General features: G+C 59.7%; 10 protein-coding genes. 5 read left to right on the top strand and 5 right to left on the bottom strand.

Annotated features, from left to right (window positions below; all coding sequences use genetic code 11):
* Positions 1 to 105 precede the first annotated feature (105 nt).
* The 4 genes from WS87_RS00155 to WS87_RS00145 form a co-directional block, all read right to left on the bottom strand.
* Positions 106 to 420 carry a hypothetical protein gene (locus tag WS87_RS00155; protein WP_107937972.1) on the bottom strand — a complete coding sequence of 105 codons (315 nt, stop codon included), beginning with the start codon at positions 418 to 420 and terminating at the stop codon, positions 106 to 108.
* Entirely contained in the window at positions 417 to 866 is a 450-nt protein-coding gene (locus WS87_RS00150; protein WP_236873164.1) for a helix-turn-helix domain-containing protein, read from the bottom strand. The genes WS87_RS00155 and WS87_RS00150 overlap by 4 nt, the downstream gene beginning before the upstream one ends.
* 14 nt (positions 867 to 880) lie before the next feature.
* Positions 881 to 1,204 carry a hypothetical protein gene (locus WS87_RS33400; protein WP_159085601.1) on the bottom strand — a complete coding sequence of 108 codons (324 nt, stop codon included), beginning with the start codon at positions 1,202 to 1,204 and terminating at the stop codon, positions 881 to 883.
* A gap of 716 nt (positions 1,205 to 1,920) precedes the next feature.
* Positions 1,921 to 3,156 carry a hypothetical protein gene (locus WS87_RS00145; protein ID WP_107937971.1) on the bottom strand — a complete coding sequence of 412 codons (1,236 nt, stop codon included), beginning with the start codon at positions 3,154 to 3,156 and terminating at the stop codon, positions 1,921 to 1,923.
* A 614-nt stretch (positions 3,157 to 3,770) separates the two neighbouring features.
* Here WS87_RS00145 and WS87_RS00140 point away from each other — a divergent pair.
* From WS87_RS00140 to WS87_RS00130, 3 genes are all read left to right on the top strand, one after another.
* Entirely contained in the window at positions 3,771 to 5,906 is a 2,136-nt protein-coding gene (locus WS87_RS00140; RefSeq protein ID WP_107937970.1) for a phage integrase family protein, read from the top strand.
* Between the two features lie 1,188 nt (positions 5,907 to 7,094).
* Positions 7,095 to 7,754 carry an AAA family ATPase gene (locus tag WS87_RS00135; protein ID WP_107937969.1) on the top strand — a complete coding sequence of 220 codons (660 nt, stop codon included), beginning with the start codon at positions 7,095 to 7,097 and terminating at the stop codon, positions 7,752 to 7,754.
* On the top strand, positions 7,751 to 8,782 hold the full coding sequence (locus WS87_RS00130) for a ParB/RepB/Spo0J family partition protein (protein ID WP_060320187.1): 1,032 nt from the start codon (positions 7,751 to 7,753) through the stop codon (positions 8,780 to 8,782). Before WS87_RS00135 ends, WS87_RS00130 begins: the two co-directional genes overlap by 4 nt.
* 116 nt (positions 8,783 to 8,898) lie before the next feature.
* Here WS87_RS00130 and WS87_RS00125 read toward each other — a convergent pair whose 3' ends face one another.
* Positions 8,899 to 9,780, bottom strand: a complete 882-nt coding sequence (locus WS87_RS00125; protein WP_096506413.1) for a replication initiation protein — start codon at positions 9,778 to 9,780, stop codon at positions 8,899 to 8,901.
* 2,061 nt (positions 9,781 to 11,841) lie between these two features.
* Here WS87_RS00125 and WS87_RS00115 point away from each other — a divergent pair.
* Positions 11,842 to 12,558 (top strand): type IV secretion system protein, encoded by a 717-nt coding sequence (locus WS87_RS00115; RefSeq protein ID WP_096506415.1) that lies wholly within the window; start codon positions 11,842 to 11,844, stop codon positions 12,556 to 12,558.
* On the top strand, positions 12,555 to 13,430 hold the full coding sequence (locus tag WS87_RS00110; RefSeq protein WP_107937967.1) for a TrbG/VirB9 family P-type conjugative transfer protein: 876 nt from the start codon (positions 12,555 to 12,557) through the stop codon (positions 13,428 to 13,430). The genes WS87_RS00115 and WS87_RS00110 overlap by 4 nt, the downstream gene beginning before the upstream one ends.

Genomic DNA, 13,430 nt, shown 5'->3' with positions numbered 1-13,430 from the left:
CCCGGCTAAACGCTATATTGCAGCCGTCGAATTCGACCCTACATGATTAGCGGCATTGAAGGCCGTGAAAGATAAACCCGGCCACGACTGGATTCGTCCGGATGACTATGAGTGCGAAGCCGGGATCAGGTAGAAGAGCTTGAGCAGTGAAGACAATGCGCCGCAGGCAAATCCGCCGATCAACATCCGGTAGTCGGTTGCGCTAAACTCGGCCGGTACGCTTCGGGCATTGGCCTCCAACTCGCCTGCGAGCCGCGCAATGGTGGGCGAGCCGGTACGGCGCGCCAAGGCTGCAAGGTCGCGTGCGGCCAGCAGCGCACGGCTAACTTTGAAAGCCGGCCACCAGATCAACAACACGCTAAGCAGCGTGAGCACTTCAGCACCGTACTCGACGACGTGTACCCATTGGGTGTGCGTCAAAATAAGCTCCACAGGGCCTCGCCCTCATCTTGGGCCACGACACTAGCTGTCGCACGTGCCGGACGCGCCCGCTTATATCGGGCAAATCGCGGCGCGCGCTTTGGGTGCAGCGTCGCTGACGCACTTTGCTCGACTCGGGTCGAGGCCGACACGGCCGGCGGAACTTCATCCGAAAATCCCACCACCAGTTGCAGCCCAAGCGCATGCGCGACCGCGACGATCCGATCGAATGTCGGCCCTTTGACCCCTTCGCCCTTTTCCAGCCGGCTGATCTCGGACTGAGCGATTTCCAGCCGTTCGGCCAGCTGCGCCTGGGTCAAGCCTTGACTTTCCCGAGCGTCACGCATCATTCGTCCGATGCGGACCAACTGCGCCTGTTGCTCATATCCCGCCTTGAACGCGGGGATTCCCATCAATTCCTGACGGAGTTCCGTGAGTTTGCCCATGTCTTGCCTCTCCTTCATACGCGCGCTGCAGCGGCTGCCCGCGCCGCAGCTGCCGATGTGTCCACAGCCAGCAGCCGCAGCACTGGCAACTGGCCCGGTGCCGGTGCACGAACAATGGAAAACACACCAAACATCCGCGGCGCGCAACGCTCGTATAGACCGTAACCGTCGGGCACAGCAATCGGATCCGCCGGGGTCTCGCCCGATGACAATCCGTGTTCAATCACTTCGTCGATCAATGCCAGCAATTGACCCAACGCGTGGAAATGCCCCGCTTGCTGCCGCCGCGCGAAATCCTGCAGTGCGCCGGCGTGGTAGTCGTCCTGGTAGCACGGCACGGCCCCTTGCTCCTAATTATGAGTTTTTCCCGATAAACTTCAAGGCATTCTCGCGCCGTTTTCGGGGTAGTGCAACCCGTGCAGCACGGCTTCGTCGTCACTCCGGGATGGGCGCGCAGTCGGACGAAATGCCGTCCGCCAAAGTGGGCACGTAGACCAGCAACCGCTGGCGCTGATCCAGTCCAGTATCCTGCACGCGAGCAGTAGGTACCTGGTCTGGCCCTACCCTAAGTCGCGCACGATCGCCGACCAAGTGGCGCTCCTGTTTGTGCTACCCCCGTCGCTGAAGCGCTCTTGTTCCGTCACTTTCTACGGTCGGAGTTGCCGTTTCGCACAAATCGAGTCGTAACGACGATCTTTGCATGTCCACGGCTACCAACACTGGACAACCAACGCAGCAAGGTTCCGCGTCGATGTGGTTCCAGCGATCGCGCGGATTCGCTAAAACGGGATGCTGCTGCCCGCCGCGCTCCTACTTGACCGGGCGAGCGACACCTAGGTAGGCAATCGTGTGGCTCCGCGCGATCACGTACCGCGCCGGACCACGCCTGCCTTGCCGGGCCTCGCCACCGCCGGCGCTCGCCCCGCAACCTCCGCCCGGGCCCCACTCTCCGACGTACAGTAGGTCTTGCTCGGCGGTCAGCGGGCGCTTCCAGCAGATCGTCGACGCGCCGGTCAAATGCGTCGTCAGCGCGTTGCAATGACGGCGTGCCGAGCTAGCGCCTGGGAATAGAAACTGACGGAACGGGCACTCGCGTACCCATAAACTGCACGCCTTCGAAGTTGGCCCGAACCTTCAATGCATTCTTATATCCATAAAACTCGCCGTCACCATCTCCCGTCGGCACCTCCGACAAGCCGTTGACGACCATCGCGTGGTTACCAAAGCTCAAGCAGGCTGGCGCGTATGGTACGGCACGATCCGATACGTAGAGGATGGACGGACGACGGTCACGCAGTTCACGCTTGGCGTAGCGTTCGGAGAACAACGAGTGCAACGCGCCGGCGAGCACGACACTGGCTGGATCGTCGCGAGAAAACAGCGCCACGTATGGCCGGCGAAGGCTCTCGTGCTCGACACTCACACCCGCGCTGAATTCTCGAGCGTCAAGCTGCTCGACGAGTCTCGCCACTTGCTCCAGCGCTTCGTTGTTGCCTCCCGCGTCCGATGCATCGCAGTCGCCCCTGTTCCAGCTCCGCCGACGCGACATACTGTTGACCACCGCCACGCCCGTCCTGACGGAGAAAAACGGGATAGTGCGAAAGTCGTCAGTGCCAAAAAGCTGATGGCGGGACTCCGCATCGTCCCGGGCGCGGTGCTCCACGCGCTGATCCCAGCCGGAAGTCAGATGTGTTTGAACACTCTTCGAAAGTGCCGAGACAATCGAGCCTACCCAGTATCGCTCGTTCGTGTGAAGCGACACGGGCAGCGCAGTCTCACGCAAATCCAGTGATCGAAACCCCTCGAACATCTCTTCCAGACCCAGCTCGGCGATCGCTGCCGCGATGACCGTATCTTGGACGCATTGCGCCTCGGTCTCGACCAAGAGCAAGCTCGGTACTTTCTTGTGACTCATCTCTTCAAAGAAAAGCACGAGCGCCGGAAGAATCGCATGGTCCTGCTCGCCCAAGAAAACAACTGGCCCCATCTCGGAGACTTCGAGCTCAAGCCGGTAAAGAGCTTCCAGTACCTGCTGATGCGAATCATTGCGACTATGGATCGTCCAAAATGGATCGTTACGCGCCAACCCGAGCCTAGCCCCAAGCCGTTCGATATCGGCAAATGACTTAAAGCCGCGAGACACGGCGATCGCGTGCTGGCAGGTCGACAGCGGGTACGCAGACCCAAAGACCTGCTGGGAGTGCTTTTGGAGGCGCTTGGCATCACGCTTGAGCGAAGCGAGGTTGCGGTAAACCGACGCGGTAAGACCGCGAATCAGAGAGAGTGCCATTTTTTGTCCTTGGCAGGCCACATAGGCATGCCTTCCGGTACGTTGAGAGTTGGTCTGACGTGGGGTGGACCCAAACGACAAACCGGTCACCAATCCGTGCATCCCGCGAGGGTTCGTCTGTATGGACAGACACGCGCAGCACTAGCGCAACTAGGACGATACCGCGGTTTTTGGGGCCGGTGCAACAGCACGCGAGCTTCGGCCCTGCGACGTCGACGCAATGCGATGCCGGATCCGCGTCCAGAAACCCGAGATGCGACTGCCGCAATGTCGCGATGTCGCCCGCGCCGATCGGCACGGGCGTGGCGCTACCAGAGCAGCCGAAGCCGGCAAATCGGCGATTCGTTCCCTTGATCGACCATAGTCCCGAAGTGAAGGGTAACATAGCTGCTACTATGTTACCCTTCACTTTATTGGCCGATTCGCCCCTTTTCTGAGCGAACTCGGCGCTCGCGCTTGGCCGGCAAGGCCCGCCGGCCGGTCGACGACCGCCCGGGATGCGGTGCTGCCCTCGCCGTCCGTCCGCCTCCGACGAAATCAAAGGCGAGCAGACGCCGCTGCGCCGCAGGACACGTATCAAACAACACAGTTTCCGTATTCCCTCGCAGCCATCCATGACGACCGCCGACGATCCAAATGTGCTTGATGTCGAGTTCCGCGAGCTACCGGCCACGCCGCGCCGCGCGACCACGCCGGCCGCGCGCCGCAAGTCGCGCTCGCGCGCGGCCCGCCGCGATGCCGCCGCCGAGCGCCGGATCGGCCTGCAGCACCTCGCCTTCTTCCGTGGCTATCTGGAAGGACTGGATCTCGCCGAGCTGGCCGATCAGTATCTCGAATTCGGCCGCGACGCGCGCAAGGCGGCCGCTACGCGCACCTGGCTGGTGACCGCCTTCGTCGCCGCGGCCCGCAAGCGGCAGGATTTTGCGACCGCGCGCCTGCTCGCGATTCGACCGGCCGTGCTCGCCGCGTTGCCTGCGGCCGACGCCCCAGCGCAGGCCGTGCCGTCGCTGGAGGACTTCGCCGCCGAGCACGATCCGGACGGCTTCTATACCGAGAAAGAGCTGCTCGACCTGTTCGCCGTCCGGCATGCCGGCACGGGCACTGACGCCGGCGCGACCCTGCGTCGGCAGCAGCGCAACGCCCGCCTGCGCGCGCGGCAGATGACGGCGCTCGAGGCGCTCACACGGCTGGTGGTGGAGGATCCGCGTCCCGAGCACCACGTGCTCGGCTGGTTCGACACCGCCGTCGCGCTCCGTCTGGCCGACGTCGGGCTCACCACGATCGGCAAGCTGGTTGAGACGATCAACGCGCTCGGCTACCGCTGGTACCGACGCGTGCCGCGCTTGGGCGAAGTCGGCGCGCGCCGCATCACCACGTGGCTCGCCCACTACGGCGACGTCGCCGGCCTGCAGCTCGGCCCGGGCGTGCACACCCACCCGTCAGAATCCACCCTGCCGGCCCCACGGCTCACCGCGGCCGGTCCCGTCACCGCGATCGTGCCGCTCGAGCGCTTCTTGCTGCCGCCCGAGCTGGACGGCTCGCACGGCGCACACCGCAATCTGGTCAAAAACAACAGCCGCGCCAACAACGACCGCGAGGCGATCGATTTCTGGCTTGCCGACTACGAGAATCCGCATACGCGCCAGCGCTACCGCACCGAAGCCGAGCGGCTGCTGCTCTGGGCGATCTTCGTGAAACGCAAGGCGCTGTCGAGCCTCGACACCGACGATGCGCGCGACTACATCAACGGCTTCCTGACCGATCCGCAGCCGGCGAACCAATGGGTCATGACCGGCACCGCGCATCGCGGTGATCTGGGCTGGCGGCCGTTCCGCGGGCCGTTATCGGTCAAGAGCCGGCAGGACGCGCTGTCCGCGCTCAAGAAATTCTTCGGTGAGCTGGTCGACGCGCAGTACCTGGATCACAACGCGTTCGCGAAGGTTCGCGTGTTCACCGGGTCGACGCACGACGCCGCCGGCAACGAACGACGCGTTGCCGCGAAATCGCGCCTGCAGATCGAGCGCGGCTTGACATCCGACGCTTGGCGCTTCGCCATGCGCGTGCTCGACGCGATGCCGGACACGGCCGCGGCAACGCGCATGCGCTTCGTGCTGAGCTTCGCGTACAGCACGGGGCTGCGGCGCGCCGAGTTATGCGGCGCCTTCACGGACGATGTGCAGGAGCGCTACGCCGGGCCGGAATTGGGGACGATCCGGTTGCTGCGCGTGGTCGGCAAGCGCGCAAAGGAACGCTTCGTGCCGCTGGTGCCGGCGGTGTTGGACTTGATGGGCGACTATCTGGAATCCCGCGACCTGCCGCGCGACCCCCTCGCCTGCCCTGCCGCCACTCCGTTGATCCCGGCGCTGCTGTCGAATGCCGAGATCGGCCGGATCCGGCGCGCGGCGAAGGCCAGCAAGACCGATCCGGCGCCTGAGCTTGCCGCGCGCGCGCGGCAAACCGGCCCGATCCATCCGATTCAACTTTATAAGGCGGTTAGGCAGTTTTTTGCGATGGCAACGGCCGCGGCACTACGTGAGGACTCGCCACACGCACGCGCTTTCAGCGCAGCCAGTCCGCACTGGCTGCGACACACGTTCGTGTCGCATGCGCTGGCCAATGGCATGAGCCTCGAGAGCGCGCGAAATTTTGCCGGTCACGATTCGCTCGACACCACATCGATCTACGCGACTGCGGAGCTTGGCCGCCAATACCGAGAGGCCGAGACCTTCCTTAGATTAGCTACAGCTTAGCGCGGCCCGGGTCATCAAAATCGAGATGGCGAATCGCCCTAGAATCGGAAGTATCTGCGACGCCAACATTGCTGTTTTGACCGCTAGTCTGAACGTGTCCGACGAAACATCATCAACGGTGACGATGACGACCCACCTTCGACTTCTCCTAGATTAAGTCGGCGTTAACTCCGTGGGAGTTATCGAACTACCAGATGATCTACGACTTCCGTCCTTACAGGCCAATGATCCCGCAGATAATCCTGGACATTGCGACGGAGCGTACGCTGCGGCCATCCGCGGGCGCGTAGCGTAAAGTCAGTATATAAGGAAAAAATCGAAGCTTTGGATCCCACAATCCGAAAACGACGAGATATCAGTCGGCGTTCCATCCTCTCCGCCGGTGAAACGGTTCGTGATTGCTTCCGTCGTGCAAGCTGGTCGCAGTTTCAACGTAGAAACTGGATCTGCCAGCATTCGCTATCACGCTCAGCATACGAGCTTTGTCGATTGACCAATGTCTGTAGCTGCTTGGCCCGTTCAATTTCCATGTAGAAACTGAACGCCCCCCGCGAGCATCAGATTAGACGTCTCCGAGGGGCATCACCGACAGCATCGACCGCAGTTTCAACGTAGAAACTAGATCTGCGAACATCCGGCGTCACGCTCAGTACGCGCGCGTTGAAGATTGATCTCGACGTCTGCAATTACTTGGTCGACTCAGTTTCAATATAGAAACTGAACGTCTTCTGAGCATCCAAAAAGAACGCTCCGATGCGCCGCTCCGAGGGTACCGACCGCAAAAAGTTGCCTTCGAGCCCGCCGTACGCGACCGCAGTTTCTACGTAGAAACTGCCCACTGCGGCGCTAGGACGTAAGGTCAAAAACTGCGCACGATTCAAAGAGGTCGCACAAGAGAATGGCAATTGCCCCGTTTGCGTTCGATTCGCGACCCGTCCGCCGCACTGTTAAGCCGCCAAGGTGCTGCTGGCGATACCCCAAGTTTCTACGTAGAAACTACTTCTGGGAAGCACGCCACTCTACAAGTTTCGGTTGATCTGTCGCACCGGAACCTAGAATTTCTCATAATCGTGTCGTTTTTCTTGATGTTTTTCGGGTGGCATCCTAATATCCCTGACAGCCCGCTTGGCGAGCAGTTTCTACGTAGAAACTGCTCCTGTCCGAGCACCGAGTGCATAAGGAGAACGCATGGCCGCGAAAATTATTGCCGTCTTCAACCAGAAAGGAGGGTCGGGGAAAACAACGACCTCGACCAATATCGCGGGTGCCTTCGGCCTGCGAGGCTACCGAACCATGCTCGTCGACTTGGACGAGCAGGGCACCGCGACACTCTCAGTCGGCGCGGCCCCAGATGATCGACCGTACCCGGCAGCTATTTCGAACTTGGCGCTAAGTCCCAGGCCGGATCGGGAGATTGCAAAGTACGTGAATGACTATGATTTTATTGTCATCGACTGTCCGCCCGCCATTAAATCGGCTGCGCCCTCTGTTGCCCTTCTTATTTCCGATCTGGGACTGATTCCCATCGCAGCGTCGGGCGGTAACCTCTGGGCGGTTCAAGAGGCAAAAAAATTAGGTGTGGAGGCGCAGATCCGCAACCCGGATCTCAAGCTTCGTTCATTCGCAAACATGAACCAGAACGTCACGATCGTGAAGCAGATCTTTGAAGCTGCAGCTGGTGACGATGAGCTTCCCATGCTGAAAACGAAGCTCGGCTTCCGCACCGCGTACAAAGAAGCAGAGGTATCTGGCGCTACTGTCCTTCAACTCCGCTCGGCCAAGGCCGCCCACAAAGAGCTGAATGATCTTGTCGACGAAATTCTTGAAGTTCTGGAGGTGCGTGCATGAGCAAGAAAGACTTCTCTGCGGCGCTTAATGCCGGTGTAAAGCGCGACCAGACAATGCGAGAGACGGCGACACCTTCGAGGTTCGACCGCGTTGATGAAGCATTGAGCGGCCGAAGCAGCCTATTGGATCAGCCCAACGAGAATGTCGCTGCCCCGACAAGATCGGCTGCAGAAGCGTATTTGGCAAGTCTGGAGCAAGCAGGGAAGGTGCAGGCGCGGTATATAACAATGCCAATAAGCCATATCGACGATAACCCGCTCAACAGTCGCACTATCTACAAAGAAGAGCTCATCGCCGCGCGCGCAGCCTCAATGGCCCGAGATGGCCAACTCGTCCCTGTGCTTGCCGGACGCCACCCCGACTTTCCGGATCGCGCAATCTTGATCGACGGCCAGTTCCGAAAGCTTGGTGCGCTCCGGAATCGCTCCGAGACGTTGGATGTGAAGCTTCTCGAAGGCCTGGACCCGATAGATTTCTACCGCCTTGCTCGAGCCGCAAACAACGAGCGCGAGCAGGAAACAATTTTGGACGTCGCACTCGGGTACAAGAAACTTCTCGATCAGGGTCATGCAAAATCGAATGACGAGCTGGCGGTCTTGGTGGAGGAGGGCAAATCCAAGGTCAGCAAAATTCTCGCGCTTCTGGATCTGCCGCAGTCAGTCCTGGACGTGATCGGTTCGCATCCCAAACAATTCGGCCTATCAACTAGCTACGAGCTCACCCTCTTCCTCAAGGCATCGGACGAGAAGCGCACCTTGGCATTTGCCGAGCGCATTCGTGACGAGGAATTGCCGTTTCAGAAGGTGAAGGCTATACGCGAAAGTCTCGAGAATGGCCGGGCCCCACGGAAGTCCCTTTCGCGACAGTACAAGGTGTCAACCGTTGAAGGGGCCGAGATCGGTGCGATCAAGGAATGGGGCGACGGGAAGGTCCGTCTGGACCTCGCTCTAGGTTCGGCCGAAAAAGCCGAGGCATACGTTGCGGCCTTCAAAAAGCTCCTTGCCGAAGACGGCCACCAACTGAAGTAGGGATGTGCGACACCCAGGTATGTCCGCCGGGTAGGCAACACAGCTAGAGTGGCATTCATCCCGTGCCGTACTACAAGCAATGTAGCGCGACGGAACTACTGCGAGACCGTCGCGCTTCAGCTTCCGGCAGTTGCCGCTACACTTGATTCTTCAAAGGGCAACTCGCCGTCCAGCGCTAGGCGGCTTTGCGGGTTCTGGATAAACTTGAAATCGAGCGAATTCACCGCGCGGCCGAGCTTCACCGGTGTCCAGGAAATTACAAGATCCGCCTTTGCGTTCAGCTCGTTCACAGCGGTTTCAATCACCCGACGCTTGATGTCGGCAAAGCGGTACGTCGCCGGGATTTCAAGCACGTGCCGGAAATCTTCCAACGTGATCAGGAGCCTGCCCCGATCCCGCTCTCGCATCAACAGTTCGAGGAGCCGCCACGAGTAAAGTGACTGTAGCCCTCGGGCAAACTCAAGCTGATACGAGACGAAACGCCGCTGCAACATGAAGATATGGGGCGTTAAATCCGGAGAGAAGGAAACTTCTGCCCATCCTTCTCGTTCGTGATAAACCGCCTTCCACACCCAATTCAGTACCACCTTCCTCGGGCCATCCATATACGTCAATTGACGCTTTTGAAGACTCGCACAGCCTTCCTTCAGTCCCTCATACGCAGCGGTTGCCTGTTTCTCGCCGGACCGCGGAGCAAGTGCTGCAAGGGCCGCGAACTCGTCGGCTCGAACACGAACACTCACATAGCCGTTACCCTTACCATGCAGGTACGGCGACTTCTTGCTGTCTATGCATCGCAGCGCCGCCATCATGACTCGCTTCTCGTTGAGGGTCAGGCCTTGCTGGGCATTGACCAGCGCTCGGCTCATGGCAACAGTCCCCCGCACTCGGCCATCACCGTCCAGAGGAGGTTCGTCCAACGGCTCGATCCGGAGAGGTTCGAGTTCAACGATCTCGACCTGAGCGGGCTCGGACTGGTTTTTTGCCTTTTTGTTCACAAAGGTGACCTTCAGCGGAGAGTGTCACAATTATAAGGTGACATGCTCAGGGTGCAAGTCACCGTTGTGGATAACGGTCGAAATTTGTCACCGCCGGCCCGCTTTGTGTCTACTTAGGGTCGGATTGCGTCACCGCCAGGTCGGTAAACGTCACAGTTTCTCGACTGTGAGGCCCCGCAGAGCCTTGGCTGACAAGCCTCTGCGAGACGGAGCACAGCGTTTACAAAAGGTTTTACAAACGGTTCTACAAACTGTCTTACAAAAAGCACCGTTTGAAAGTTGCTTCTATACAACAAAACCCACCCCCATACCGACCTCCAGCGCACGCCGGACCACTGAAAAGTGACATTTCCCGACCTCAATGCGCCTGCAGGACCTCCAATCCGCATCCGATTGCCCGCAGAGACGGGTTTGCCAGCGCAAAAGGTGACGCTTTCCGACCTCACCAGCCCAGAGGTACTAAGTACTCACTCACCTTTGACCGAATAGGCCCCGTGTCAGTGACGCGTCGGACTGCCGGGTCGGAAAACGTCACCGTTACTGCAAACTATGAGGGCCAGTCCGCTGACCCTGGGTGGTTCACCGTCGGAGAAACCATCGCGGCGGGTCGGAAAAAGTCATAGAAAGGACCCGGCCTTAGGTCGGAAAATGTCACTGTTGGCGCGAAATGCGAGCGTGCGAAAGAGAGAAGAGCTTCGGCCTCAGGTCGAAATATGTCACTTCTCAAAACACCAAACGGGTCGGAATTTGTCACCATCAGTTCTGCGTGCAGGTCGGATGATGTCACCTTTTGGGGCGGCGTGTCGGGTCGGAAAACGTCACTTTTGAGGCCTAGAGTCAGAAGGTCGGAATATGTCACCATTCGCGGTAAGCCGGCAGGTCGGAATCCGTCACCTTTAGGAACTGTAGCCACGGGTCGGAAAATGTCACCTCTCGACAGGCCTTAGGTCGGAAACAGTCACTATTGCGCTGCGGCGACTTATTTCGTTCTGGCAGTCTGCCGAAAGCACCAGGTCGGATAATGTCACCGATCGTCTGGCAACTCCTTCGAGGTCGGAATCTGTCACCCGATCGGCAAATACCGTCAGCGTCTGCGCGGAAGGACCGACGGAAGGAGAGCGTTCAGCAGATCTTGCAGTAGGGGAAGATGGGGAACCACGAGGTTGATATAAGGCGCATCGATTCTGAGATGCCTGCCGTTTGCACCTAGCGACAATCGAAGTTCGACACTGTCCCCGGCTTGGACTACGCCCGTAGACAGTATCGATATCACTTTCGATGGAGCAATGTTGGCCGGCACCGTTAGAGCTCTTCGCGTGACAAGGTCCTTACCAACTTCCCGAATCAACTTCGTAGCGATTTCTGCTGTCCGGTATGAGACTTGACATGGTCCGCCGAAACAGGCGATCACTTCGGGCGGAAGCAAAGAGGCGTGGATAGACCGTGTGACAATGGCCTTCGACACGTTGAAGTTCGCGGCCATCGTTGCTTGACTCGGCCAAAGCTGCCGATCCAACTGCTCCCGATAGAACGTGCCCAGCACAACGGGTGGAGAGCCAGCCCCGCGAAGATCCTCATGTCGCGCGATCGCGGCCAAGCGATCTCGCGGGATGCCTGTTTTCTCAGCGGCCGAACTATTACACGAATTGGAACAGGTCATAGGAGTCGACGATCGTTGATCGTCAATTGTTGTTGTTTCTGAAAAATGCCCCTCAACCGGTTGAGGGGGGCATCAGGATTCCTCGAACGCGGACTGGGTCGAGAATCGTGCGAAAACAATGATTTGCGAATGACAGCCGTCTCGTCACCACCAGAGTGCTGCGTGCAACGCGTGCAACGATGGCGCACTAATTCTATCGATGTAGTCGTAAACGCAAGACCCAAAAGCTCACGATTTTCGTAGGGCTTTTGGCCGTACGTCCCTCAACCGGTTGCGCGCAGTCGCACCAATGGCCAGCGATTCTCGGCGTCTCGAAAAGGTCCCCGAAATGACGGCTCTTTTCCCAAGTGCCGTTGTCGCCTCGGCTGTTCCAATTGATCCGTCCCAATTGGAACTCCGTGATGCGACTCCCCCGACTCTTTCCCCGTAGCAAGAAGCAGGTCGCCCTGTCGCCGGCGCCCGGCCACTACTCGAACGACGATCCCGAAAAGATCATCTTCGACCAGGGGACGCGTCTGCGGATCGAAGCCAATCACTGGAAGACCTTCTGCTTCGTCCTCGCGATCATCGCAGGTGGCGCGGTGTACACGCGGCAACCGCCGCCGTCGGTTGTGCGGGCCTATGGTGTCTCGTCGGATGCCGGCGGTAATCCGCTGGTCAAGCAACTGGCCGCGTACAACCCGGATGACCAGGCGAAACGTACGGCGATCAAACAGGATGTCGAGCACTGGTTCACGATCGAGCCGGTCCTTACCGACGACATTCGAACTTCACGCCTCGCCAAGAACATCAACGCCGTCAAAGCCAAGATGGTCGGCAACGCGAAGAACCAGTTCGCGTCGTGGATCAGCGAGGACAAGCCGTTCGACCAGATCACGACCAATCCGAAGCTGGTCCGCGAGCCGAAGGTCACCAACGTCTCGCTGCTGGAGGATTCAACCGTCGTCGTCGAATTTACGACCTCGACCCGGCAATCGCCCACCGACAAGCCCGTCGATGTCCGCTTCGCGCTGACGATGCGCTACCAGATCATTCCTCCGACCGCAGAGGACGTACTCGGCACGAATCCGTACGGTCTCTATTACCCGTTCTTCACTCTCCAAAAAACCGGCGCATGAAACGACCACGTTCCCTCCTGACTTGGGGCGCGCTCGCGTTGATCGCGGCGTCGGCCAATGCGTTCGCCGCAAAGACTGCCGCGAGTCCTGTCTCGCCGATCCCGGGGTTTGATGTCGGCAGCATCATCGGCGACGCGATGAGCCCGGTGAACCCGTACAACTCTGGCGCCGATCCCATCACGATGCCCGGCGACGCACGCATGGCGGTGTTCCCGTATAGCCGCGACCAAATCTACCGCGTGATGACGGCACCGCTGAAACTCACGACGATTGAACTGGAGCGCGGCGAGAGCCTGATCAGCGAGCCGGCAATGGGTGACTCGGTGCAATGGGTCATCGACACGGACGGTGCAAACCACGTGTACGTCAAGCCGACGAAGCCCGGCCTCGTCAACACGCTGCACCTGAGCACGAACAAGCGCGAGTACGAGCTGACGCTCGTCTCGTCGCCGCTTGGCGGGCTGTTCTACCAGAACGTGCGCTTCAACTACCCGAATTCGCTGATGGCGAAGGTGCGCACGCGCGGAAACGCTCCCGACGACGATCGCGATGCGGACCACGCTGGTCAATCCGATTCCGGGCCGATTGGCGTTCCGCCCGACAAGCTGAACTTCGAATACACCGTGTCCGGCACGAGCTCGCTCAAACCGGAGACGGTTTTCGACGATGGTACGTTCATCTGGATCAGGATGCCGCCGCGCACGCCGTTCGCCGTGCCGACCATCAAGGACGGCGGCGACATCGTCAGCCCGAACTTTATCCGCCGCGGCCCGTACATCGTCATCCAGCGATTGGCAGATGAAGTGAAGCTCACGCGACCGGGCGAGGAAGTCACGATCACTCGCGGCCGCCGCGGTTTGTTCGGGTTCTGA

The organism is Burkholderia sp. MSMB0856 (assembly GCF_001524645.2).
Lineage (GTDB): Bacteria > Pseudomonadota > Gammaproteobacteria > Burkholderiales > Burkholderiaceae > Burkholderia > Burkholderia diffusa.
The sequence above is the reverse complement of the archived record's forward strand: the minus strand, read 5'-3'. Positions and strand labels throughout refer to the sequence as shown.

Excerpts from the sequence above, each read along its gene's own strand:
- WS87_RS00140 (WP_107937970.1), top strand. The coding sequence starts at position 3,771 with ATGACGACCGCCGACGATCCAAATGTGCTTGATGTCGAGTTCCGCGAG.
- WS87_RS00145 (WP_107937971.1), bottom strand. The coding sequence starts at position 3,156 with ATGGCACTCTCTCTGATTCGCGGTCTTACCGCGTCGGTTTACCGCAAC.
- WS87_RS00150 (WP_236873164.1), bottom strand. The coding sequence starts at position 866 with ATGGGCAAACTCACGGAACTCCGTCAGGAATTGATGGGAATCCCCGCG.
- WS87_RS00135 (WP_107937969.1), top strand. The coding sequence starts at position 7,095 with ATGGCCGCGAAAATTATTGCCGTCTTCAACCAGAAAGGAGGGTCGGGG.
- WS87_RS00130 (WP_060320187.1), top strand. The coding sequence starts at position 7,751 with ATGAGCAAGAAAGACTTCTCTGCGGCGCTTAATGCCGGTGTAAAGCGC.
- WS87_RS00110 (WP_107937967.1), top strand. The coding sequence starts at position 12,555 with ATGAAACGACCACGTTCCCTCCTGACTTGGGGCGCGCTCGCGTTGATC.
- WS87_RS00115 (WP_096506415.1), top strand. The coding sequence starts at position 11,842 with ATGCGACTCCCCCGACTCTTTCCCCGTAGCAAGAAGCAGGTCGCCCTG.